Origin of the sequence: Pantoea sp. PSNIH1, assembly GCF_007680655.1 — a bacterium.
In the GTDB taxonomy this organism is placed as follows: Bacteria; Pseudomonadota; Gammaproteobacteria; order Enterobacterales; family Enterobacteriaceae; genus Pantoea; species Pantoea eucrina.
In genome coordinates this window covers 348,762-373,216 of sequence record NZ_VEIP01000002.1, presented here as the reverse complement: position 1 = coordinate 373,216, position 24,455 = coordinate 348,762, and the positions used below count along the sequence as shown (strand labels likewise).

The 24,455-nt window shown below is 57.7% G+C and carries 23 protein-coding genes; 8 read left to right on the top strand and 15 right to left on the bottom strand.

Features of this window, described 5'->3' with window-relative positions; genetic code table 11:
* The first annotated feature begins 48 nt into the window (after positions 1–48).
* Both FS690_RS09280 and FS690_RS09275 read left to right on the top strand, forming a co-directional pair.
* Entirely contained in the window at positions 49–1,455 is a 1,407-nt protein-coding gene (locus FS690_RS09280) for a glycoside-pentoside-hexuronide (GPH):cation symporter (protein WP_039382621.1), read from the top strand.
* Positions 1,452–2,405, top strand: a complete 954-nt coding sequence (locus tag FS690_RS09275; RefSeq protein WP_039382619.1) for a family 43 glycosylhydrolase — start codon at positions 1,452–1,454, stop codon at positions 2,403–2,405. The genes FS690_RS09280 and FS690_RS09275 overlap by 4 nt, the downstream gene beginning before the upstream one ends.
* On the opposite strand, the gene ampE is transcribed toward FS690_RS09275, so the two are convergent.
* The gene (gene ampE / locus FS690_RS09270; protein ID WP_145339472.1) at positions 2,387–3,232 is read right to left on the bottom strand and encodes a beta-lactamase regulator AmpE; all 846 of its coding nucleotides are present in this window, start codon (positions 3,230–3,232) and stop codon (positions 2,387–2,389) included. The two genes, FS690_RS09275 and ampE, sit on opposite strands and share 19 nt — an antisense overlap.
* Before the next feature lie 16 nt (positions 3,233–3,248).
* Positions 3,249–3,800, bottom strand: a complete 552-nt coding sequence (ampD, locus tag FS690_RS09265) for a 1,6-anhydro-N-acetylmuramyl-L-alanine amidase AmpD (RefSeq protein WP_039382614.1) — start codon at positions 3,798–3,800, stop codon at positions 3,249–3,251.
* 305 nt (positions 3,801–4,105) lie between these two features.
* Here ampD and ppdD point away from each other — a divergent pair, with 305 nt between their 5' ends.
* Genes ppdD through hofC form a run of 3 tightly spaced genes read left to right on the top strand, consistent with a single transcriptional unit; the run spans position 4,106 to position 7,128 of the window.
* On the top strand, positions 4,106–4,555 hold the full coding sequence (gene ppdD, locus FS690_RS09260) for a prepilin peptidase-dependent pilin (RefSeq protein ID WP_039382612.1): 450 nt from the start codon (positions 4,106–4,108) through the stop codon (positions 4,553–4,555).
* The gene (gspE, locus tag FS690_RS09255) at positions 4,548–5,936 is read left to right on the top strand and encodes a type II secretion system protein GspE (RefSeq protein ID WP_071669070.1); all 1,389 of its coding nucleotides are present in this window, start codon (positions 4,548–4,550) and stop codon (positions 5,934–5,936) included. The genes ppdD and gspE overlap by 8 nt, the downstream gene beginning before the upstream one ends.
* Positions 5,929–7,128, top strand: coding sequence for a protein transport protein HofC (gene hofC, locus FS690_RS09250; protein ID WP_104085534.1), 1,200 nt, complete (start codon positions 5,929–5,931; stop codon positions 7,126–7,128). Before gspE ends, hofC begins: the two co-directional genes overlap by 8 nt.
* Before the next feature lie 29 nt (positions 7,129–7,157).
* Here the strand turns inward: hofC and FS690_RS09245 are convergent, their stop codons facing one another.
* On the bottom strand, positions 7,158–8,198 hold the full coding sequence (locus FS690_RS09245; RefSeq protein WP_145339470.1) for a GMP reductase: 1,041 nt from the start codon (positions 8,196–8,198) through the stop codon (positions 7,158–7,160).
* 218 nt (positions 8,199–8,416) lie between these two features.
* Here FS690_RS09245 and coaE point away from each other — a divergent pair, with 218 nt between their 5' ends.
* The 3 genes from coaE to yacG are packed head-to-tail and all read left to right on the top strand — an operon-like array spanning position 8,417 to position 9,979.
* Complete coding sequence (gene coaE / locus FS690_RS09240; RefSeq protein WP_039382604.1) at positions 8,417–9,025, top strand: dephospho-CoA kinase; 609 nt, start codon at positions 8,417–8,419, stop codon at positions 9,023–9,025.
* A gap of 4 nt (positions 9,026–9,029) precedes the next feature.
* Entirely contained in the window at positions 9,030–9,773 is a 744-nt protein-coding gene (gene zapD / locus FS690_RS09235) for a cell division protein ZapD (RefSeq protein ID WP_039382603.1), read from the top strand.
* An 8-nt stretch (positions 9,774–9,781) separates the two neighbouring features.
* Positions 9,782–9,979 carry a DNA gyrase inhibitor YacG gene (gene yacG / locus FS690_RS09230; protein ID WP_039382601.1) on the top strand — a complete coding sequence of 66 codons (198 nt, stop codon included), beginning with the start codon at positions 9,782–9,784 and terminating at the stop codon, positions 9,977–9,979.
* 26 nt (positions 9,980–10,005) lie between these two features.
* Here yacG and mutT read toward each other — a convergent pair whose 3' ends face one another.
* From mutT to murD, 12 genes are all read right to left on the bottom strand, one after another.
* Positions 10,006–10,401, bottom strand: a complete 396-nt coding sequence (gene mutT, locus FS690_RS09225) for an 8-oxo-dGTP diphosphatase MutT (protein WP_039382599.1) — start codon at positions 10,399–10,401, stop codon at positions 10,006–10,008.
* Between the two features lie 125 nt (positions 10,402–10,526).
* Positions 10,527–13,232 carry a preprotein translocase subunit SecA gene (gene secA, locus FS690_RS09220; RefSeq protein ID WP_071669073.1) on the bottom strand — a complete coding sequence of 902 codons (2,706 nt, stop codon included), beginning with the start codon at positions 13,230–13,232 and terminating at the stop codon, positions 10,527–10,529.
* Positions 13,233–13,303: 71 nt separating this feature from the next.
* Positions 13,304–13,804: a secA translation cis-regulator SecM gene (secM, locus tag FS690_RS09215; protein WP_039382596.1), complete on the bottom strand. Its 501-nt coding sequence runs from the start codon at positions 13,802–13,804 to the stop codon at positions 13,304–13,306.
* 267 nt (positions 13,805–14,071) lie between these two features.
* On the bottom strand, positions 14,072–14,989 hold the full coding sequence (gene lpxC / locus FS690_RS09210) for a UDP-3-O-acyl-N-acetylglucosamine deacetylase (RefSeq protein ID WP_039382593.1): 918 nt from the start codon (positions 14,987–14,989) through the stop codon (positions 14,072–14,074).
* A gap of 100 nt (positions 14,990–15,089) precedes the next feature.
* On the bottom strand, positions 15,090–16,244 hold the full coding sequence (gene ftsZ / locus FS690_RS09205) for a cell division protein FtsZ (protein WP_039382590.1): 1,155 nt from the start codon (positions 16,242–16,244) through the stop codon (positions 15,090–15,092).
* 72 nt (positions 16,245–16,316) lie between these two features.
* On the bottom strand, positions 16,317–17,573 hold the full coding sequence (gene ftsA, locus FS690_RS09200) for a cell division protein FtsA (RefSeq protein WP_039382588.1): 1,257 nt from the start codon (positions 17,571–17,573) through the stop codon (positions 16,317–16,319).
* Complete coding sequence (gene ftsQ / locus FS690_RS09195; RefSeq protein WP_071669074.1) at positions 17,573–18,409, bottom strand: cell division protein FtsQ; 837 nt, start codon at positions 18,407–18,409, stop codon at positions 17,573–17,575. The genes ftsA and ftsQ overlap by 1 nt, the downstream gene beginning before the upstream one ends.
* A gap of 1 nt (position 18,410) precedes the next feature.
* A complete protein-coding gene (locus FS690_RS09190; RefSeq protein WP_039382584.1) occupies positions 18,411–19,331 on the bottom strand; it encodes a D-alanine--D-alanine ligase in 921 nt (306 codons plus the stop codon).
* Positions 19,324–20,799 carry a UDP-N-acetylmuramate--L-alanine ligase gene (murC, locus tag FS690_RS09185; RefSeq protein ID WP_039382582.1) on the bottom strand — a complete coding sequence of 492 codons (1,476 nt, stop codon included), beginning with the start codon at positions 20,797–20,799 and terminating at the stop codon, positions 19,324–19,326. The genes FS690_RS09190 and murC overlap by 8 nt, the downstream gene beginning before the upstream one ends.
* A 70-nt stretch (positions 20,800–20,869) precedes the next feature.
* A complete protein-coding gene (gene murG, locus FS690_RS09180) occupies positions 20,870–21,928 on the bottom strand; it encodes an undecaprenyldiphospho-muramoylpentapeptide beta-N-acetylglucosaminyltransferase (protein ID WP_039382580.1) in 1,059 nt (352 codons plus the stop codon).
* Positions 21,925–23,139 (bottom strand): cell division protein FtsW, encoded by a 1,215-nt coding sequence (gene ftsW / locus FS690_RS09175; RefSeq protein ID WP_039382578.1) that lies wholly within the window; start codon positions 23,137–23,139, stop codon positions 21,925–21,927. The genes murG and ftsW overlap by 4 nt, the downstream gene beginning before the upstream one ends.
* Positions 23,139–24,455: a UDP-N-acetylmuramoyl-L-alanine--D-glutamate ligase gene (gene murD / locus FS690_RS09170; RefSeq protein WP_145339468.1), complete on the bottom strand. Its 1,317-nt coding sequence runs from the start codon at positions 24,453–24,455 to the stop codon at positions 23,139–23,141. Before murD ends, ftsW begins: the two co-directional genes overlap by 1 nt.

Genomic DNA, 24,455 nt, shown 5'->3' with positions numbered 1-24,455 from the left:
TGCCGTTTGCGCTGATACTTTTCGCTCCACTTGTCGCAGGAGACGACGATGAAAAGTGCTGCACTCTCATTCAGAGAAAAACTGGGATATGGCATGGGCGATGCCGGCTGTAACATGATTGGTGGCGCGATCATGCTGTTTCTGAACTACTTCTACACCGATGTTTTTGGCCTGGCACCGGCGCTGGTCGGCGTACTGCTGCTTTCAGTACGCGTGCTGGATGCGGTAACAGACCCCATCATGGGCGCGATAGCGGATCGTACCCAGAGCCGATGGGGCCGCTTCCGTCCCTGGCTGCTCTGGGTCTCAGTGCCATATGTTCTGTTCAGCGTACTGATGTTTACCACGCCGGACTGGAGCTATGAAAACAAAGTTATCTGGGCCTTTGTCACCTATTTCCTGATGTCGCTGACCTATACCGCCATCAATATTCCCTACTGTTCACTGGGCGGCGTTATCACCAGCGATCCGGGCGAGCGCGTTTCCTGTCAGTCTTATCGCTTCGTGATGGTGGGTGTCGCCACGCTGATCCTCTCACTCTCACTGCTGCCTATGGCGGAGTGGTTTGGCGGTGACAACAAGGCGCGCGGCTATCAGCTGGCGATGAGCGTGCTGGCGCTGATTGGCCTGGCGATGTTTCTGTTCTGTTTTGCTAACGTCCGCGAACGAATCCGGCCTGCGGTGCCGACGCATGACGATCTGAAGAAAGACCTGCGCGATATCTGGAAAAACGATCAGTGGGTGCGCATTCTGCTGCTGACCTTCTGCAACGTCTGTCCCGGCTTTATCCGCATGGCGGCCACCATGTATTACGTGACCTGGGTCATGGGCCAGTCGACGCATTTTGCCACGCTGTTTATCAGCCTTGGCGTGATCGGCATGATGGGTGGCAGCACGCTGGCAAAATATCTCACCGACCGCTGGTGCAAGCTGAAGGTCTTTTTCTGGACCAATATCGCCCTGGCGCTCTTCTCCTGCGGGTTTTACTGGATCGATCCACACGCTACCGTCACGGTGGTGGTGGCCTATTTCCTGCTGAATATTCTGCATCAGATCCCCTCGCCGCTGCACTGGTCGCTGATGGCCGATGTGGATGACTATGGCGAGTGGAAAACCGGCAAGCGTATTACCGGTATGAGCTTTTCCGGCAATCTCTTTTTTCTCAAGGTCGGGCTGGCGGTTGCTGGTGCCATGGTCGGCTTTTTGCTGTCGGTTTACGGCTATGACGCGGGTGCAAAACAGCAGTCCGCCAGCGCCGTCAACGGCATTATGCTGCTCTTTACCGTAATACCCGGTGTCGGCTACCTGATCACCGCAGGCGTAGTGCGCCTGATGAAAGTGGATCGCAAGCTGATGCGCACGATTCAGGATGACCTGGCGCTGCGCCGCGCTAACTTTCGCGATTTGTCCGCCCCATCCCCGGCCGCAACCACTCAACCCGGAGAGATCAAATGACCTGGCCTAACCCTTTTATTACGCAGCGCGCCGATCCCTTTATTCTGCGGCACGGCGCTGGCTACTACTTTATCGCCTCAGTACCGGAGTACGATCGGCTGGAGCTGCGCCACGCCAGCACGCTTGCGGGACTGCGTGAGGCACCCGCCGTTACCGTCTGGCGCAAGCCGGATCAGGGTGAATACAGTGAGCTGATCTGGGCGCCCGAGCTGCACCACATTAATGGTCAGTGGGTCATCTACTTTGCGGCAGCGCCGAGCCGGGAAATTAAAGAGGGGCTGTTTCAGCATCGCATGTATGCGCTGGTCTGCGATGATGCCGATCCGCTGACCGGCTACTGGCAGCCCTGTCGCCGGGTCGAAACGCAGTTCGATAGCTTTGCGCTGGACGCCACCCATTTCGTCCATCAGGGTAAAAACTGGTATCTCTGGGCACAAAAAGATCCCGCTATTCCCGGTAATTCCAATCTTTATCTGGCCGAGCTGCTTAACCCCTGGACGCTTAAAGGCACGCCGGTGATGCTGAGCCGGCCTGAATATGAGTGGGAGTGTGCCGGCTTCAGCGTTAACGAAGGTCCGGCGGCGATCCGTCACGGCAACCGGCTGTTTGTGACCTACTCCGCCAGCGCGACCGATGAAAACTACTGTCTGGGTATGCTGAGTATTGACGTGCAGGCCGATCCGCGCGATCGCATCGCCTGGCAGAAGTCAGCGCGGCCGGTGTTTACCACCAGCTGGGAAAATCAGCAGTACGGGCCGGGACACAACAGTTTTACGACGGATGAAGCGGGACGCGACGTGCTGGTTTATCACGCCCGCAACTACACGGAAATTGAGGGCGATCCGCTGTGGGATCCCAATCGCCATACGCGCCTGAAATATTTCAGCTGGCGCGAGGATGGCACGCCCGATTTTGGCGTGCCTCCGGCGGATCACACCAGCGTGCCGTAGATAGTCAGGAGCGCCACCACCACCACCAGCACCAGCGAAGTGCGTTTTGCCAGCGCCACCGCCACGCGTGGGGTGGCGACTTTATCCATGTGCGGATCGCGCGCCAGCGAGAACTGCGCCAGGCTGGTCAGCACCTGATACTGAGCGCGATGGAGGTCGCTCAGAGAAGCAAACCAGGCGGGCAGCGCGCGCTCGCCGTGACCCAGCAGCGCATAAGCGACGCCCGTCAGCCGTACCGGGATCCAGTCCAGCACGTGCAGCAGCGCATCAACACCTGAGGCAGCGCGTGCCTGATCTGATGCGTGTCGTGCCAGCCAGCTCTGCCAGGCGCGCAGAAAAGCGTACCCCACCAGCAGCACCGGCCCTCCGACCACGAACCAGAACAGCGGAGCGAGATAGAAACGGAAGTTGATCCAGATAAGCGCATTCTGCAGCTCGCGCAGGAACTCACGCTCGCTGCAGTTTGCCGGCACGCCATGAATGAGCGTCAGCTCTGCAGCCATCGCCTGGTGCGCCGCCTCATCATCACGGCTGGCAGCCTGCAGATAGTTATGATAATGCTGTCGCGCAGAACCGGCGCCGATACAGAGCAGTCCGGTCACAATCCAGAACAGCAGCTGCAGCAGTCCGAACAGCAGGCCATGCAGACTCCAGACCACCAGCCACACCAGCAGCATGGCTGCTGCGGTCATCAGAAGCGTGCGCGGCAGCGAAAAGCGCTGCCGGCCACGGAACAGCGGCTCCAGCCGGTGATCCAGCTGCCAGTGTTCGCCCATTTTAAACAGGCGTTCCCATCCCAGAACAAGTAACAAACTAAACAACGTCATAATGGCTCCTGCAGTGTCAGGTATTCTCCTGAGTAGTACCCTGTTTATAGCGTGACCAGTCAAACGCCGGGCCCGGATCGGTTTTACGCCCGGGTGCAATATCGCTATGGCCGGTAATACGATCGGCGGCCAGCGGATAGTGCTGCTGCAGCAGCGCGGTGACCTGCTGCAGCATGGCGTACTGGGCGTCGGTGTAAGGCAGCGTGTCGGTGCCTTCCAGCTCAATACCAATAGAAAAGTCGTTGCAGTTTTCCCGCCCGCTGAAAGCCGAAACGCCCGCGTGCCAGGCGCGCTCGTTTAGTGAGACGTACTGTACCAGCTCACCGTCGCGGCGGATCAGGCAGTGCGCTGCCACGCGCAGCTGCGCGATATCAGCAAAATAGGGGTGTGCATCGGCAGGCAGCGAGCCGGTAAACAGACGATCGATCCACGGCCCGCCAAATTCGCCCGGCGGCAAACTGATGTTGTGGATCACCAGCAGCGACGGCGCTTCATTGTCGGGGCGTGCATTAAAGTGGGGCGAGGGCACCTTACGGGCGCTGCTGATCCAGCCCTGTTCCAGTTTCATCTCTCTCATCCTTAGCAAAATCAGGCCGAGAATATCACGATTCAGAGCAGGGTTTAGCGTCTTCGTGCGATAGCGCGCTTTCTCATCCTCCGGTCATTGCCGCTGCCGCTGCAAAAACAGGCCAGCGTCATAACGCTTCCGGTGGCCCTGTTCTGCCCGGCGTTGTGAGCCCGCCCGGTACTGCAACTGTCGTTTGCTGCAACCGCTAAAAATGGCTGCGCGGCACGCTCCGTTTTTCAGGCGATACGCTTTCATCACCCGCGGGTGCTGCTTATCGTAGCGCTGCAGAACAAAGGAGCCCTGCTATGGAAAGACAACGCGGTTTTACCCTGATTGAACTGATGATCGTCATCGGCATCGTCGCTATTCTCAGCGCAATTGGCCTGCCTGCTTATCAAAATTACCTGCAGCGCGCAGCGCTGACTGACATGCTGCAAACCATGTTGCCCTATAAAACGGCGGTGGAACTCTGCGCCATTGAGCGCGGCGGTCCGGCACAGTGTCAGGCTGGTGAACACGGCATTCCGGCGGCCAGAGGCTCGCGCTATGTCGCCTCGCTCACCGTTACCGGTGGCGTGATTGCGCTTACCGGCCAGGAGAACCTCAGCGGGCTGAGCGTGGAGATGCAGCCCGTCTGGAACACGGCTGAAGGCATGCTTAACTGGCAGCGCAGCTGTACCAGCAGCAGCAGCAGCCTGCGCGATAACTGTCTGAACCAGTTCCGGTTTGCAGATAAGGATGAGACCAATGGCTGAGCATGATCCGACACTGCTGGCGCTGTGCGCCCGCTATCAGGCGCGGCTGCTGCAGCATGATGACACCCGGCTGCGCGTAGCCGTTACCGACTCTCCCCACCCGCAGCTGCTGGAGGCGCTGCAGTTCGCCTGCCAGCGTCAGGTAGAGATTGAGTGCTGGCCGGCTGCCCGCATGGAGCAGGCGCTGCACCCGTCACTATCCGATGAGCGGCTGCCTGAGCAGCGCAGCGCAGCCTCAGCAACCGAGGCGGTAAACCAGATTTTGCATCAGGCCGTACAGCGACGCGCTTCAGATGTGCATATTGAGCCTCAGCCGCAGGGATTGCGTATCCGGCTGCGCATCGACGGCGTGCTACATAATCTGCCGCGCTTGCCGGAGGTGCAGCCGGCAGCCGTGCTGGCGCGGCTGAAGGTGCTCGCCGGGCTTGATATTGCAGAGCGGCGTCTGCCGCAGGATGGGCAGTTTACCCAGGAGATAAACGGCAGCGACGCCGCCTTTCGCCTCGCCACGCTGCCGGTCAGCCACGGCGAAAAAGCCGTTGTACGCTTGCTGCAGGGTGAAAGCAGTGCGATTGCGCTGGATAAACTCGGTATGCCGCTGGCCCAGCTGCGTCTGCTGAAACAGGCTCTGGTTAAACCGCAGGGATTGATTCTGGTGACCGGCCCGACCGGCAGCGGCAAAACCTTTACGCTCTACAGCAGCCTCAGCGCACTGAACGTGCCGGAAAAAAATATCTGCAGCGTTGAAGACCCGATAGAGATCCCGCTGACCGGCATCAATCAGACTCAGGTGCGCCCCCGCAGCGGTCTCGACTTTAATCGCGTACTGCGTGCCCTGCTGCGTCAGGATCCGGATGTGATCATGGTCGGTGAAATCCGCGACAGTGAAACGGCCAGTATTGCGGTAAAAGCGGCACAAACCGGCCACCTGGTTCTCTCCACGCTGCATACAAACTCTACCGCTGAAACGCTGACGCGCCTCAGACAGATGGAGATCCCGGGCTATCTGCTGGGGCCAGCGCTGCAGCTGGTGATTGCACAGCGTCTGGTTCGTCGTCTCTGCCTGCACTGTCGCCAGCCAGCACAGGCTATCGCTCATCTGCCTGCCACGCTCTGGCCCGGCACCCTGCAGACCTGGCGAGCGCCGGGCTGTGACCACTGTTTTTCCGGCTACTATGGGCGCCTTGCGCTGTTTGAAATCCTGCCGGTTAACAGCAGGCTGCAGAACGCCATCTCTTCAGATATGCCGCTGGAACATGTGCTGACGCTCGCCAGCGAGCAGGGAATGAAAACCCTGCTCAGCGCCGGTCTTGAAGCGGTAAGCCGCGGGGAGACATCGTTTGAAGAGATGCAGCGCGTGGTAGGGCTGGATAATGGCTAAACTCTATCACTACCGCTGGCAGGCGCTGGACACCATGGGCGAGCTGCAGGCAGGAGAGTCGCTGCTGCGCGATCGGGCCGCGCTGCTGAATCAGCTCGCCGATCGCGGCATGCTGATCGTGAGCTGGCAACGCGGCCGCTGCTGGCGCAGACGCGACTGGAAATGGCAGCAAAAAATTGAGCTGATGCATCAGCTGGCTACGCTGCTAAAAGCAGGGTTACCGCTGGCTGAAAGCCTGATGCTGCTGGCGCAGGGGCATCCGCATGCCGGCTGGCGCGTAGTGCTCGCGGGTCTGCAGCAGCAGGTGCTGGCCGGAGAGGCATTTTCGCAGGCGCTGCGCACGTGGCCCGATCTCTTTCCGCCCCTCTTTTCTGCGCTGATGCAGGTCGGTGAGACCACCGGACAGCTCGACAGCTGCTGCCTGCGGCTGGCGCAGCAGCAGACAAAGCAGCGCCTGCTACGCCAGAAGGTTGGCAAAGCGCTGCGCTATCCGCTCTTTATCCTGCTGGTGGCGCTGGCGGTCAGTGCCGGTATGCTGTTATTTGTGCTGCCGGAGTTTACTGCCGTCTATGCCAGCTTTGATGCACCGCTGCCCGCCTTTACCGCAGGCGTTGTCGCGCTGTCAGAAGGCATGCAGCAGACCGCACTACCGCTGCTGCTGATCGCTGCCGGCTGCGCCATCGCAGCGTGCCAGATTGTACGCCGCTCCGCGCGCTGGCAGCGGCGCCTGCAGCATTTTATCCTGCGCCTGCCGCTGATCGCCCCGCTCTGGCGCGGTGCGCAGCTCAGCCAGATTTATGCCATTTTGCAGCTGACGCAGCAGGCAGGGCTTACGCTGCTGCACAGCCTGCAAACAGTGGAAATGACGCTGACGGCGCGCCTGTGGCGCGAAACGATTATACAGCTGCAGGCGCATATCGCTGCCGGCGCCCCGCTGCACCAGGCACTGCAGCAGCATACGCTGTTTACGCCGCTCTGTGCCCAGCTGACAGGAGCCGGGGAAGAGGCTGGCGCGCTTGATATCATGCTGTCCCGGCTGGCAGAGTGGCATGAAACGGAAACCTCAAACCGGGCGGAGGCACTGGCTGCTGCGCTTGAACCGGCGATGATGCTGGTGATCGGTGCGATCGTGGGCACGCTGGTTATCGCCATGTATCTGCCGGTATTTGGTCTGGGAGAGGTAATACGTTAGCGGGCGCCTGCTGCGCCCGTCCGGAAGGTTTATCGGTTGAAAACGCGATTCTCCTGCTCTGCCACGCGGATAAACGTTGTACGCTTGGTCAGCTCTTTCAGACGTTCGGCGCCAACGTAGGTACAGGCTGAACGCAGGCCGCCCAGAATATCTTTGACGGTCTCTGCAACCGGCCCGCGCAGCGGCAGCCGTACGGTCTTGCCCTCCGCCGCACGGTATTGCGCTACGCCGCCCACGTGGCGTTTCATCGCCGATTCAGAGCTCATGCCATAAAACAGCATAAACTGCTCGCCCTGCTCTTCCACAAGCGTGCCTTCACACTCATCGTGCGCCGCCAGCATACCGCCCAGCATGACGAAATCAGCGCCGCCGCCAAACGCTTTGGCAATATCGCCCGGCACGGAACAGCCGCCGTCGCTGACAATCTGTCCGCCCAGACCGTGCGCGGCATCGGCGCACTCAATCACCGCTGACAGCTGCGGATAACCGACGCCGGTTTTGATGCGCGTTGTGCAGACCGATCCCGGGCCGATACCTACTTTGACAATATCCGCACCTGACAGGATCAGCTCTTCCACCATCTCTCCCGTCACGACGTTACCGGCGCAGATGGTCTTATCCGGAAAGCGTTCACGCGCACGCTGCAGAAACGCAACAAAGTGCTCTGAATAGCCGTTCGCCACGTCGATGCAGATAAACTGAAGCTGCGGCGAGAGAGCAAGAATCGCATTCAGTTTAGTGAAATCCGCTTCTGAGGTCCCGGTTGACACCATGACGTACTTCAGCACGGAAGCGGGCACGCGCTGGATAAACGCCTGCCATGCATCAATACTATAGTGTTTATGAACTGCAGTAAGCACCTCAAAACCAGCCAGCGCTTCTGCCATGGTGAACGTGCCAACGGTATCCATATTTGCCGCGATAACCGGCACGCCGCGCCACTCCAGAGCGGAGTGCTTAAAGGTAAAGGTGCGTGCCAGTTCAACATCAGAACGGCTTTTGAGCGTTGAGCGTTTCGGGCGGATTAACACATCTTTAAAGCCCAGTTTGATATCTTCTTCAATACGCATAGCAGAGGGTCCTGGTTAGTGAAAACGAACCGCAGTTCGGGTAGCGCTCACGGCTCCAGTGTCGTTATCATACGCGCCATAACGGCGGTGGCAAGGGTGCGAATTTCACTTTACTTACGCTACAATCCGGTAAATTTAGCCGATCGCTAAGTATGTGATCGCCTTCTCACTTTTGTGACACTGCCGCCCTCTGATGCGCTGCATACCGGGAGAAAAATATGCTGTTTACCGTTGCGCTTACCGGCGGCATTGGTAGTGGTAAAAGCACTGTCGCTAACGCCTTTGCTGCTCTGGGCGTGGAGATCATTGATGCTGATGTCATCGCCCGCGAGGTGGTAGAGCCGGGCACGCCAGCGCTACAGGCGATTGTAAAACGCCATGGCGAATCCATTCTGACGGCAGAAGGCACGCTCTATCGCGCTCGTCTGCGGGAGATTATTTTCCAGCAGCCGCAGGAGAAAAACTGGCTTAATCAGCTGCTGCATCCGCTGATTAATGCCCGTACTCAACAGCTCAGGGCGCAGGCGTCATCCTCTTATGTTCTGTGGGTGGTTCCCCTGCTGATTGAAAACAACCTGCAGCGCCAGGCCGATCGCGTGCTGGTGGTCGATGTAGATGAAGCGGTTCAGCTGCAGCGTACGCGTCAGCGCGACGGCGTGTCGCTGAGCCAGGCACAACGTATTCTTGCTGCGCAGGTGAGCCGCGAACAGCGCCTCGCCTGCGCCGATGATATTATTGATAATAGCGGCACACCCGAACAGGTGCTGCCGCGGGTTGCTGAACTTCACCAGCGTTATTTGCGCCTGGCAGCAACCGGACGGGATTAAGATAATGAGTACAGTTGTTCTGTTTGAGCATCCGCTGAATGAGAAGATGCGCACCTGGCTGCGCGTCGAGTTTTTACTCAATCAGCTGCATGAAACGGTACCGGTGAATCATTCCGTTGCCGCACTGGGCGTGTTTCGCATTCTTGCCGACCTGCTGGATATTTTTGAGCGCGGCGATATGCGGACCGAACTGCTTAAAGAGCTGGAGCGTCAGCAGCAGAAACTGCGCGCCTGGCTGGATGTGCCCGGTGTTGATGAGCAGACGGTAAGCCAGCTCAGCAACCGCCTTAAACAGCTCTCCGCTGAGCTGCTGAGCGCACCGCGTATGGGCCAGCATCTGCGTGACGATCGGCTGATATCGCTGGTACGTCAGCGTCTCAGCATTCCCGGCGGCTGCTGCAGTTTTGATTTACCTGGCCTGCACATCTGGCTGCACCAGGAGCAGACGCTGCGCGATACGCAGGTAGCTGGCTGGCTGGCATCGCTTGAGCCGCTGCGTAACAGCCTGATGATGATCCTCGATCTTATCCGCCAGTCTGGCGTATTTCGTCATCAGACCAGCCTGAATGGATTTTATCAGGACAATGCTGAAGGAGCAGACCTGCTGCGGCTGCGGCTGACGCTGGAAGATGCGCTCTATCCGCAGATTTCAGGTCATAAAAGCCGTTACGCTATTCGTTTTTTGCCGCTGGATAGCGAACAGGGCGCGGTGCCTGCCCGCCTGAATTTTGAACTGGCCTGCTGTTAGAGGATATTATGCCGGAAGAGATGATTACCGTACCCTGCCCGAACTGCGGCAGAGATGTGATGTGGGATGAACTGAGCCCGTGGCGTCCGTTCTGCAGCAAACGCTGTCAGCTGATTGATCTTGGCGAATGGGCCGCAGAGGAAAAACGCATTCCCAGCAGTGGCGACCAGACCGACAGCGATGAGTGGAGTGAAGAGCAGCAATAAAACAGCAGGGGCATCGCGCCCCTGTTTCAGAGTTCGTCCGCCACCAGACGGGCAATCAGCGCATGGTTTGCAGCCGGAAACTCCTCTGCAATAAGATCGCGCTGCGCTACCCAGCGCTGCGGCTGTCCCTCGCGTCCCCATGGCTCACCCTGCCACGCTTCCACCAGAAAGAAATGCAGCGTGACGCGCAGGTCATCATAGGCGTGGTCAGCCTGGCCGATTGCGGTCGCACGGGTCACCTCAATACCGGTTTCCTCCATAAGCTCACGCTTCAGCGCCTGCTCCGCACTTTCATTCTGTTCAATTTTTCCGCCGGGGAACTCCCATTTGTTTGCCATATAAGAGCTGGCTGCGCGCTGCGCAAGGAAAATCTGGCGGCTGGCATTACGGATAATGCCGACTGCGACCTGCAGGTGCTTCATAGAGTTGATCCCGCTTTATTATCAAAGTGCGCAAAGTGTAAAACAGCGCGGCGCGGATGTTAATAACCCGTCCTGAACGGCGTCATAACCGTAAAAAAAAGGAGCCCGCAGGCTCCTTTTCAGGGTCAGGCCAGACGGCCGTGACACTGCTTATACTTTTTGCCCGAGCCACACGGGCAGGGATCGTTACGCCCGGTTTTACGTTCACCACCCTGGGCGGCAAGCGCCTCGGCGGCGGCGGTTTCATCATCCACGTGACTCAGCTGCTGCTGCTGTGCCAGACGTTCAGCTTCTTCGCGACGCTGCTGCTCCATCGCTTCAACTTCTTCCGGCATCCGCACCTGAACCTTGCTCAGCGTGCTGATCACTTCATACTTCAGTGACTCCAGCATTGCCGCAAACATGGCAAAGGATTCGCGCTTATATTCCTGCTTGGGATCTTTCTGGGCATAGCCGCGCAGATGGATCCCCTGACGCAGATAGTCCATCGCCGCCAGATGCTCTTTCCACAGCGAATCCAGCGTCTGCAGCATCACGCCTTTTTCGAAGTTGCGCATCATTTCGGTGCCGACAACCTCTTCTTTCGCCGCATAGCTTTCGCGCGCGCGGGTCATGATCCGTTCACGCAGCGTCTCTTCATGCAGATCCGGCTCTTTATCCAGCCACTCAGCAACCGGCAGATCGAGATCAAAATCGGTGCGCAGACGCTCTTCCAGGCCCGGCACGTCCCACATCTCTTCCAGCGACTGCGGCGGAATATAGGTGTCGATCGTCGCCTTAAACACATCCTCACGAATGCTGTTGATGGTGTCAGACACATCAGAGACATCCAGCAGTTCATTACGCTGGCTGTAGATAGCACGACGCTGGTCGTTTGCGACGTCATCATACTCCAGCAGCTGCTTACGAATATCGAAGTTGCGGCTCTCAACCTTGCGCTGCGCGTTTGCGATCGCTTTGGTCACCCACGGATGCTCAATCGCCTCACCTGGCTTCATGCCGAGTTTGCGCATCATGTTCGAAACGCGATCGGAGGCGAAGATACGCATCAGTGCATCTTCCATAGAGAGGTAGAAGCGAGAAGAGCCGGCATCGCCCTGACGACCGGCACGGCCGCGCAACTGGTTATCGATACGACGTGATTCATGACGCTCAGTACCGATGATATGCAGACCGCCTGAGGCCAGTACGGCATCGTGACGCAGTTTCCACGCCTCTTTAATCGCCTGCACCTGCTCTTCAGACGGCGCTTCCAGCGCGGCCACTTCAGCCTGCCAGCTGCCACCCAGCACGATGTCGGTACCACGACCCGCCATGTTGGTCGCGATAGTCACCGCTCCCGGCTGGCCTGCCTGCGCCACAATATCGGCTTCGCTGGCGTGGAATTTGGCGTTCAGCACGCTGTGTTTAATACCGGCGCGCGTCAGTTCATTAGAGACCACTTCTGATTTCTCAATCGAAATAGTCCCCACCAGCACCGGCTGGCCTTTTGCCGTACAGGTACGAATATCTTCAATGATGGCATCGATCTTCTCTTTCTCGGTCATGTAGACCAGATCGGCCATGTCTTTACGCACCATCGGACGGTTAGTTGGCACCACGATAGTGTCGAGCTTGTAAATCGAGCTGAATTCAAACGCTTCGGTGTCCGCCGTACCGGTCATACCGGCCAGCTTCTCATACAGACGGAAGTAGTTCTGGAAGGTGATGGACGCCAGCGTCTGGTTCTCATTCTGGATATCCGCGCCCTCTTTGGCTTCAATAGCCTGATGCAGACCATCAGACCAGCGGCGCCCCTGCATGGTACGGCCGGTGTGCTCATCAACAATGATGACCTCACCCTCTTTAACGATATAGTCGACGTCACGCGTGAAGAGCGCGTGCGCACGCAGCGCAGCGGTGACGTGATGCATCAGCATAATATTAGTTGGCGAGTAGAGCGACTCGCCCTCTTCCATAATGCCCTGGCTGACCAGCAGCTCTTCAACCTTGACCAGGCCGCGCTCAGTCATGTGCGCCTGACGCGCTTTCTCATCGACCCAGAAGTCGCCTTCTCCCTGAAAGTTGTCAGAATCTTCTTTTTCCTGACGAACCAGGTGCGGGATGATTTTATTGACCTTGATATAGAGATCGGAGCTATCTTCCGCCGGACCCGAAATAATCAGCGGCGTACGCGCTTCATCAATCAGAATGGAGTCGACTTCATCCACCAGCGCATAGTGCAGCTTACGCTGTACGCGCTCTTCCGGGCTGAATGCCATGTTGTCGCGCAGGTAGTCAAAGCCATATTCGTTATTGGTGCCGTAGGTGATATCAGCCGCGTAAGCTTCACGCTTGGCAACCGCAGGCATGCCTGGCAGGTTGATACCGATACTCAGGCCCAGAAACTCAAACAGCGCGCGGTTGTTCTCTGCATCACGCTGTGCCAGATAGTCGTTGACGGTAACTACGTGCACGCCTTTGCCGCTCAGCGCGTTCAGGTAAGCGGGCAGCGTGGCGGTCAGCGTTTTACCTTCACCGGTACGCATCTCCGCAATGCACCGCTCATTCAGCACCATACCGCCAATCAGCTGCACATCGAAGTGGCGCATGCCAAATACGCGCTTACTCGCTTCGCGTACGGTGGCGAACGCTTCCGGGATCAGGCTCTCCAGCGCTTCGCCCTTTTCCAGACGCGCGCGGAATTCATTGGTTTTGGCTTTCAGTTCATCATCTGACAGTTTGACGAACTCAGGTTCCATCTTATTGATGACATCTACAGCTTTGCGCATGCGGCGCAGCGTACGATCGTTGCTGCTGCCAAACACTTTCGTTAACAGTTTGATTAACATGTTCAATTTTTCTCTTATCAGCCGGGATATCGCGGCCGGTTAACTCTTAAAAAGGGGAAAAGGGGGCGTAATCAGGCAACGAAAGGTCCGGCGCGGATACCATCGCTGGTAGCCTGCCAGTCAGCAACGGCATGAGCTATCGGAGAGTGATAGCAGGCGTACGGCAGTGTCAGATGCGCGGGCTGCGGCTGCACAGGCGATGTCAGCAGCGCCTGCAGCGAATCAATCAGCGCCAGCTTCTGTACGGCAAGCGGCAGCGCGATTTCAGCTTCAGCTTCGGTGGCCGGTGACAGACTGAATGAGAGGTGGCGGATCACCGTGCGGATAGCGTGCTGATGCCAGTAATCGACATTAGCGCCAGGCCGGCGGGCGCTCTCCTGCAGCCGGATCAGGTGATCAAAGTGAACCACATTGCCGGTGAACAGGCTGCTGACCGGGGAATCGCTGGCGGAAGGCTCGGCGTTTTGCGCGCAGGCAGGCAGGCCCAGACTGGCCGCCACCATCCCCAGCAGGAGATGTGGCCAGAAATAGCGCCTGCCTAATTGTCGCCAGCGTGAAAAGAGTCCGATCACAATCCGTCCGCAACGTTAATAACACATCCATGCGGCTGACATGCTGTCAGCCCGCTTATATGAGCGCCAGATAATAGCACTTATGTACGGCTTCCACAGCAGAGATCGGGCGGCTTACGGCGGATTTCACGCTTTTCGTACAGCATTTCACCAGACAGGCGGGCATTTTGCGGGCGGGCTTTCACGCCATCAGAGAGGCGAAAAAAAACGGCGGATACCGCTGACCGGAGAGAGTGTCAGGGTATCCGCCGTTCTTATGACCGGCTGTTAAGCCAGGACTAAATTAGGTGCTTTAAACGCCAGCGGCAGCTCAGCTTCATCTTCGAAGGTGGCCCACTCCCAGGCTTCCTGTTTCGCCAGGACAGCCTGCAGCAGCTTGTTGTTTAACGCATGGCCTGATTTAAACGCCGAAAAGGCACCAATCACGTTGTGACCACACATAAACAGATCGCCGATAGCATCCAGCATTTTGTGCCGTACAAACTCATCTTCAAAGCGCAGGCCATCTTCATTCAGCACGCGGAAATCATCAAGGCCAATCGCACAATCTAAACTACCGCCCAGGCACAGGCCTTTAGACTGCAGATATTCAATTTCACGCATAAAGCCAAAGGTGCGCGCACGGCTGATCTGGCGGACAAATGCCTCAGCCGAGAAGTTGAGCTGGTAACGCTGCGAGCTTGAATCGATAGCCGGATGTTTGAAATCGATAGTGAAATCGAGCGAGAAACCGTTATACGGTTTGATCTCAGCCCACTTATCACCATCTTCTACCCGTACCGCCTGCTTAACGCGTACAAATTTTTTCGCGCTGTTAAGCTCTTCCACACCTGCATCCATCAGCAGGTAGACGAAAGGTGCTGCGCTGCCATCCATAATTGGAATTTCTGGTGCATCGACTTCCACAATAATGTTATCGATACCCAGACCCGCCAGCGCGGCGTTCAGGTGTTCAACCGTTGAAATACGTACGCCTTCATCGTTCACCAGGCAGGTACTCAGCATGGTGTCGCGCACGTATTTTGCATCAGCCGGGAAATCAACCGGTGGATTCAAGTCGGTGCGACGATAGATGACCCCGGTGTTAGCCGACGCAGGGCGTAAAGTCAGCGTGACTTTTTTGCCGGTATGTAAACCGACGCCAGTCGCCTGAACAATACGTTTTAGTGTCCTTTGTTTGATCATCGCATTATCTCGCAATATTACCATCCGACCGCCAGTATAAATTACCGGCGGGCGAAGACTTTAGCACAAAGAGCGGGAAATCCCAATTATCAGCTTATTCTTAATCTGCCTGTTTACGCAGGAACGCTGGAATATCGAGATAGTCAGGCTCTTTACCGGAAGCGGCCGGCTGTTCGTTAACAACTTTCGCAGCAGGTTTCTGCTCCTGCGGCAGCGGCGCCATGCCGTGCTGCTGATAGCGGTGATCCATAACCGGTTGCGAAGCAGGTTTATTGGTCACCAGAGTGATTTCCGGACGCTTATCCATACCGATGCCGGTGGCCACGACGGTGACACGCAGCTCATCATTCATCTCTGGATCCAGTGAGGTACCGATAACCACGGTCGCGTTGTCAGAAGCGAATGCGCGGATAGTATTACCGACGGTTTCAAACTCATCCAGACGCAGATCGAAGCCGGCAGTGATGTTAACCAGCACGCCACGTGCGCCAGAGAGGTCGATATCTTCCAGCAGCGGACTGGAAATTGCCATTTCAGCAGCTTCTTCAGCACGATCTTCACCGCACGCCACGCCAGAGCCCATCATGGCATAACCCATTTCTGACATCACGGTACGCACGTCTGCAAAGTCGACGTTCATCAGACCCGGACGGGTAATCAGTTCAGCAATACCCTGAACCGCACCTTTCAGTACATCGTTTGCTGCGCCAAAAGCGTCCAGCAGCGAGATACCGCGGCCCAGCACTTTGAGCAGTTTGTCATTCGGGATGGTGATCAGGGAGTCAACGTGCTTGGAGAGCTCAGCAATACCCTGCTCAGCAAACGCCATACGTTTTTTGCCTTCAAAGTTGAACGGCTTGGTCACGACAGCAACGGTCAGAATCCCGAGATCTTTAGCCACTTCAGCGACAACAGGCGCAGCACCGGTACCGGTACCGCCGCCCATACCGGCTGCGATAAACACCATGTCTGCCCCATCCAGCGCAGAACGCAGTGCTTCACGATCTTCTTCCGCTGAGGTACGACCGACTTCCGGGTTAGCCCCTGCGCCAAGACCTTTGGTGATATTGGTCCCGATCTGGATCGTCTGGCCGACCGCTGTTTTACGTAACGCCTGAGCGTCCGTGTTTACAGCAAAGAATTCCACACCTTCGATACGCTCGCGCACCATGTGCTCTACGGCGTTGCCACCGCCACCGCCGACGCCGATGACTTTAATCACCGCGTCATTGGTTAATTCCATAGGTTCAAACATGATTTCTCTCCGTTATGTGCCTGTTCGCCTGGAGATCATAAACATTGCCAGCATGATCTCCTTTTATCAAAATTAAAACTCTTTCTTCAGCCAGCTGTTGATTCGTTTAAACCAATTGCCAACTGAAGCACGTTTTTCTGTTTCTGCGTCACCGTTCAGGTGTGACTCTTTACCATAGTGCAGCAGGCCCACCGCCGTGGAGTAGTAAGACTCCTGAGCGTAGTCGGTCAGGCCCGTAATATTCAGCGGCTGGCCGATACGCACCTGCGTATGAAACACGCGTTGTGCGCAGGCTGCCAGACCTTCAATTTGCGCCGCGCCGCCGGTTAATACAATACCGGCAGCAAGATGATGCTTCACACCCTGCTGGCGCAGCTGCTCCTGCAGTTGCAGAATCTCGTCGTTCACCAGATTCAGCAGTTCGGTGTAGCGCGGCTCAATGACTTCAGCCAGCGTCTGACGCTGCAGGCTGCGCGGCGGACGTCCGCCTACGCTTGGCACTTCTACATTCTCATCTTTGCCGACAATCGATCCCAGCGCGCAGCCGTGGCGTACTTTGATCGCCTCAGCGTCAGTAGGCGGTGTACCAAACGCATAGGCGATATCGCTGGTCACAACGTTCCCGGCATAGGGGATCACCTTGGTATGACGCAGCGCGCCGCCGGTATACACCGCGATATCCATTGTACCGCCACCGATGTCGACAACACAGACGCCCAGCTCACGTTCATCTTCTGTCAGGACAGAAAAGCTGGAAGCCAGTCCGGCAAAAATCAATTGGTCAACTTTAAGTCCGCAACGTTCAACTGCTTTTACGATATTTTTCGCCATATCGTTGTGACAGGTGATTAAATGTACTTTGGCCTGCATACGGACGCCGGATAAGCCCACCGGATTCTTGATGCCCTCCTGGTAGTCAATGGCATACTCCTGCGGGATGACATGCAGAATGCGATGCTCATCACGTACGCGCACTGATTTAGCCGTATGGACAACGTTTTCCACATCATCCTGAGTCACTTCCTCTTCGGAAATCGGAACCATCCCGATTTCGTTCTGACAGCTGATGTGTTTGCCCGATAAAGCAAGGTAGACCGACGAAATCTGGCAATCCGCCATCAGTTCCGCCTGATCGATGGCGCGCTGTACGCACTTCACCACCGATTCCAGATCGTTTACCCCGCCTTTGTCCATACCCCGCGACGGGCAGCTGCCCACCCCGATAATATTGACCATACCATCAGGCAGAATTTCTCCAACCAGGGCGGCAACCTTCGCGGTGCCAATTTCAAGTCCTACTACCAGTTTTCTGTCCGTTGCCTTGATCATTATGGTTTAGCCTGTGCCTGGTTCTGTTGCTGATTACTGTCCTGTGGCTCAATCGGTGCCGGAACCCAGCCTACTGCGGCGCCAGAGTCATAGCGTAGATCAACATAATCAACACGCTTGCTTTCATTCTGGCCCTGCAGCTGCAGCTCCGGATAGAGCTCAATAAAACGGTTCAGACGCTTCATGGTATCGCTCCGTCCCAGTTCGATGCGGATATCGTCCCCGGTGACCAGCTGCCATGAGCGACGCGCCGTCATCGACGCGACCTTCAGGGTAAACTTGCTGGCCTGGAGCACATCCCGCAGGGAGTGATAACCCGCCAGCACCTCTTTTTCACTGCCTTCCGGTCCATAGAGCATCGGCAGATTCTCTTTGCCGACATGACTGGCCGGAACGCTGAAGGAGACGCCATCGGCATCTACCATGTGCGAGTCGTTCCAGCGTGCAACCGGAACATACTCCACCAGATTTATCTTCAGCTCATCAGGCCACTGCTTGCGCACGCTGACCTGTTTAATCCAGGGTAATCGTTCAATCTGTTGCTGAATGATATCCACATTCTGCGACATAAAGGTCCCCGGGGCGCCCAGTGACAGAATCGCCTGGCGAATATCATCATGCGTGGTGTAGTGGGTTTGCCCCGTTACGACCAGCTTTGATAGCGGCAGACGTGAAGCGTCATTCATCCACTTCAGGACCACCAGGCCACCGGCTATCATGGTGCCCAGCACCAGCAGCAGAAACACAATGCCAAACAGCCGTGCGCCGTTGCTGCGCCCGGTGCGGGCTCGCTCCTGAGGTTCGCGGTTGCGTACGCGTAGCGCTGCCTGAGACATATCAGTCAGCCAGCGCCAGGATACGCGTTACCAGCTGCGGAAAGCTGTAACCCGCCTGCCGTGCCGCCATCGGAACCAGACTATGGCTGGTCATGCCCGGCGACGTATTGACCTCCAGCAGCTGAAAACGGCCTTCGCTATCGGTCATGACATCCACGCGTCCCCAGCCACTGCAGCCCAGCGACTGCCAGGCAGCCAGCACCAGCTTTTGCAGTTCAGCTTCTTTTTCTGCACTCAGACCGCTGGGACAGAAGTACTGAGTATCGTCAGAAATGTATTTTGCTTCATAGTCATAGAAAGCGCTGGCTGTTTTAATTTTAATGGATGGCAGGATTTCTTCCCCGACAATTGCCACGGTATACTCATCACCGCTTAAAAAAGCTTCAATCAGTACATCGTTGTCGTGGCGAAACGCTTCATCCAGTGCCGCTGGCAGATCGTCAGCGCGCTCAACCCGGCTGATGCCTACGCTGGAGCCTTCACAGCTCGGCTTAACAAACAGCGGTAAACTCAGCGCGTCAATAGCGGTAGCGGTCTGCGCATCGATTCCCTGCTGATACTGCTCCCGGGTCAGCCAGATAAACTTGCCTGACGGCAGTCCCCTGCCCTGCCACAGTAGCTTGCTGCGCAATTTATCCATGGTGATAGCAGAGGCCATCACGCCGCTGCCCGTGTAGGGTAGCTGCATAAAGTCCAGCACGCCCTGCAGCGTACCATCCTCACCACCGCGCCCGTGCAGCGCAATAAAGACTTTGTTAAACCCCTGCTCTTTGAGCGTCAGCACCGATACATCACGAGTATCCACACCGTGCGCATCAACGCCCATTTCCTGCAGGCCAGCCAGCACTGCGCTGCCTGAATTCAGTGACACCTCGCGCTCTGCTGAGGTGCCGCCCATTAATACGGCGACTTTATCAGCCATGACGCGCCTCCTGGTTCGGTGCAGCCTGCAGCTGGCTTTCAGCCAGCCGGCGCGCGATTTTGCCGATGTTGCCTGCGCCCTGCACAATCACTAAATCGTCACCTGACAGCAGGGGAGCCAGCGCATCCGGCAGGGCGTCATGCTCAGTCACCAGAATCGGATCGACTTTGCCGCGACTGCGAATTGCCCGGCAGAGCGAACGGCTGTCGGCACCTGGAATCGGTGCCTCTCCGGCCGGATAGACCTCCAGCATCAGCAGTACATCCACCTGGGAGAGCACGCTGGCGAAATCGTCAAACAGATCGCGGGTGCGGGTATAGCGATGCGGCTGGAACACCATCATCAGCTTTTTATCCGGCCAGCCGGCGCGCGCTGCCTTGATCGTGACATCCACTTCGGTCGGATGATGACCATAGTCGTCAACCAGCATCGCGCTGCCCGGCTTGCCGTTTACGGCAGCAGTATCAAACTCACCCAGCACGTCAAAGCGGCGACCAGTGCCCTGGAAACTCTCCAGCGCCGCGAGAATGGCCGCATCCTCAATGCCTTCCTCACTGGCGACCGCTACGGCTGCCGCCGCGTTAAGGGCGTTATGGCGGCCTGGTGCATTCAGAGTAACCTGCAGCAGCGGTTTATCATGCCGGCGCAGGGTAAAATGCCCCTGCGCACCGCGCTGCTCATAGTTCTCTACCCGTACGTCCGCATCGTCGCTAAAGCCGTAGGTGGTAATCTGGCGACCCACGCGCGGGATCAGGTCGCGGATCACGACATCATCCACACAGAGCACCGCGCGACCGTAGAACGGCAGATTGTGCAGGAAATTGATAAAGGTCTGTTTCAGGTTCTCAAAATCGCCCTGATAGGTATCCATGTGATCCGCTTCGATGTTGGTCACAATGGCGACCATCGGCTGCAGATGCAGGAAAGAGGCGTCGCTCTCATCCGCCTCAGCAATCAGGTAGCGGCTGGTACCCAGCCGCGCATGCGTGCCTGCTGCTTTTACCAGGCCGCCGTTCACAAAGGTCGGATCCAGGCCACCTTCCGCGTAGATACTGGTGACCATGGCGGTGGTGGTGGTTTTACCGTGCGTACCGGCAATGGCGATGCCGTGGCGGAAACGCATCAGCTCGGCCAGCATCTCTGCGCGGCGGATCACCGGAATACGCTGCTCGCGCGCCGCCACCAGCTCGGGATTATCCTGCGCCACCGCGGTTGACACCACGACCACGCTCGCGTCGGTGACGTTCTCCGGACGATGGTTAAAATAGATAGTCGCCCCCAGCGAAGCAAGATGCTGGGTCACCGCGTTGGGCGCCAGATCGGATCCGCTGATGTGATATCCTTCATTCGCCAACACTTCGGCAATACCGCCCATGCCGGCACCGCCGATGCCAACAAAGTGGATGTGCCGGACACGTCGCATCTCGGGCACAATTGAACGCAGTTTTGCCAGTTGTTGTGTATTCATCGCTCTCTGTTACCTGTTTTCCTGTTCGCACCCGCATACGGATGCAGGCCTATTCATCAGGCCCGAAAATTTACTTTGCAGCGCGCGCCACTTCACGGGCAACGCGTTCGGTGGCATCCGGGATCGCAACCTGACGGGCCTGTTCAGCCATGGTCAGCAGCGTCGCGCGGTCCCACTGGCGCAGCGTCTCCGCCACCCCTTCCGCAGTAAACTGCGGCTGCTCAAAAATTCTGGCCGCGCCCGCGTTTTCCAGCGGCAGCGCATTCCAGTATTGCTGGCGATCTTTATGCTGAAACGGCACGAAAATAGCTGGCAGACCTGCCGCAGCAATTTCGCTCACCGTCAGCGCACCTGAGCGACATACCACTACGTCCGCCCAGGCGTAGGCAGCGGCCATATCGTCAATAAATTCTGTGACCTTATGCTGCGGCTGACCTGCAGCCTGGTACGCCTGCTGCACTATCGCCTGGCCGCCTCTGCCGGTCTGATGCCAGAGGGTAATGGCGTCGCCCAGTTCGGCGGCGACCTGAGGCAGCGTCTGGTTCAGGATCCGGGCGCCCTGACTGCCGCCAACGACCAGCACCCGCAGCGGACCGCTGCGATCGCGCAGACGTTCAGCCGGCGACGGCAGCGCCAGCACATCGGTGCGCACCGGGTTGCCGACAATATCGGCTGCAGGGAACGCCCCGGGAAACGCCTGCATCACTTTGGTGGCAATTTTTGCCAGCCACTTATTGGTGAGTCCGGCGATACCGTTCTGTTCGTGGAGCACGACCGGGATACCGCAACTCCATGCCGCCAGACCACCCGGCCCGGAGACATAGCCGCCCATGCCCAGTACCACGTCGGGCTGCCACTGTTTCATGATGCGGCGTGCCTGACGCCAGGCGTTAAAAATACGTACCGGGGCCAGCAGCAGCGCTTTTATCCCTTTGCCGCGCAGTCCGCTGATGCGGATGAAGTCGATCTCAATACCGTGTTTCGGCACCAGATCCGCTTCCATCCGGTCAGCCGTTCCCAGCCAGCGTACCTGCCAGCCCTGCTCCATCAGATGATGTGCCACTGCCAGACCGGGAAACACATGTCCGCCGGTTCCGCCAGCCATGACCATCAGCCGTTTGCTACTCATCGGGCACCTCGGGTAAACGCCTGCGCTTTCGCCAGGCGCGTTTCATAATCGATACGCAGTAAAAATACGATGGCGGTCGACATAATAATCAGACTCGATCCCCCGTAGCTGATCAGCGGCAGCGTCAGGCCTTTTGTCGGCAGCATACCGGCTGCCGCGCCGACGTTAACCAGTGCCTGGAAGCTAAACCAGACGCCAATTGAGCAGGCGAGAAAGCCGGAAAAACGCTGGTCCAGCTCAAGGGCGCGACGGCCAATCGACATCGCGCGAAAAGCGACGAAGAATACCATTAACAGGGCTAAAACCACACCGACATAACCGAGCTCCTCACCGATTATCGAGAAGATAAAATCGGTGTGCGCCTCCGGCAGATACTCCAGCTTTTGCACTGAGTTACCCAGCCCCTGCCCCCAGAATTCACCGCGGCCAAACGCCATCAGCGACTGCGTCAGCTGATAGCCGCTGCCAAACGGATCTTCCCACGGATTCCAGAACGAGGTGACGCGGCGCATACGATAGGGTTCGGCGATAATCAGCAGCACCACGGCAAAGATACCGGAGCCGATGATCGCAAGGAATTGCCACAGTTTGGCCCCCGCGAGAAACAGCATCGCCAGCGTGGTCACAAACAGCACAACCACCGTCCCGAGGTCCGGCTGCGCCAGCAGCAGTACGGCGAGGATCACCATAACGCCCATCGGCTTACAGAATCCCCAGAAGTTGTTACGCACCTCTTCCACTTTGCGCACCAGATAGCTGGCGAGATAGCAGAACAGCGAGAGCTTTGAGAGTTCCGCCGGCTGGATACGCAGCGGCCCCAGCGCAATCCAGCGCGATGCCCCGTTCACCGAGCTGCCCACGACCAGCACAATCAGCAGCATCAGCACGGACGCCACCAGCATGGCGTTGCTGTAGCGCTGCCAGAAATCCATCGGAATACGCAGGGTGACCAGCGCCATACCGAGAGCCAGCAGGATGTAAAACGCGTCGCGCTTGGCAAAATAGAAGGGATCGTCGTTCAGACGCTGTCCTACCGGCATGGAGGCGGACGTCACCATCACAAACCCGATAATAGCCAGACCAAACGTCAGCCATAAGAGCGTGCGATCGTATAGCACCACCGGTGCGTCGTCGCCATCGCGTGCGCCCATAACCCAGTCGCGCAGACGCACGGACAGGAAACTGGCAATAGCGGTTCCGGGTATACGCATCAGCCAGACTCCTTCGCCAGTTGCGCGAAGAGATCGCCGCGCTGCTCAAAATTACGAAACTGATCGAGACTGGCACAGGCGGGAGAAAGCAGCACCATGTCACCAGACTGAGCCGCCGTTGCAATCTGTGCGACCGCCTGCTGCAGCGTTTCGGTACGTGTCGCGACCTCTGGCCGCAGCGCGGCCAGCGCATCGCCATCGCGGCCATAACAGAACAGGCGGATATTATCGCCCTGCAGATAACGCGCCAGCGGTGAGAAATCCGCGCCTTTGCCGTCGCCGCCGAGCAGCAGCCAGAGCGTGCCCGCTACCTGTAATCCCTGCAGCGCCGCTTCGGTACTGCCAACGTTGGTGGCTTTGGAATCGTTGACCCAGCGCACTCCGCGCGCTTCATGTACTAGCTGGAAGCGGTGCGGCAGACCGCTATAGGTCGTCAGCGCTTTCAGGCTCGACGCGCGCGGGATAGCCACTGCATCTGCCAGCGCCAGCGCAGCCAGCGCGTTAGTGTAGTTGTGCTGCCCCACCAGCTTCATCTCAGCGGTGTTCAGAATCTTTTCACCCTGGGCGCGCAGCCAGGTACTGCCCTGCTGCCGGGTCAGATGATAATCGCCCAGGTCGACACCAAAGCTGATACAGCGCCGATCGGCGCCGCGCACAGGCATAGTCATGCCATCATCGGCATTAACGACACAAATCGCCGCGTTTTCATAAATACGTAACTTGGCGGCGCGATACTGCTGCATGCCCAGCGGATAGCGATCCATATGATCTTCCGTCACGTTGAGGATCGTGGCAGCTGCTGCTTTCAGACTGTGTGTGCTTTCCAGCTGAAAGCTGGAAAGCTCCAGTACATAGAGCTGCGCAGGCGATTTCAGCAGCGTCAGCGCCGGCAAGCCGATGTTGCCGCCCACGCCCACTGCCCAGCCTGCTGCGCGGGCCATTTCGCCCACCAGCGTAGTGACCGTGCTTTTACCGTTGGAGCCGGTGATGGCCACAACCGGCGCCTGCGCTTCGCGGCAGAAAAGCTCAATATCCCCCACGATCTCAATACCAGCGTCCGCTGCTTCGCTCAGCGCCGGGTGCGCCAGCGCAATGCCGGGGCTGGCGACAATCAGATCGGCGGCCAGTAGCCAGTCGCTGTTGATACTGCCGGTATGACACGCTACCTGCTCCGGCAGCTTATCCAGGCCTGGCGGTGAGAGACGGGTATCCATGACGCGTGGCGTAACGCCCTGCCCCAGGAAGAAATCGACACAGGAGAGGCCGGTAATACCCAGCCCGATAATGACAACGTTTCTGCCCCGATAGTCAGCCAT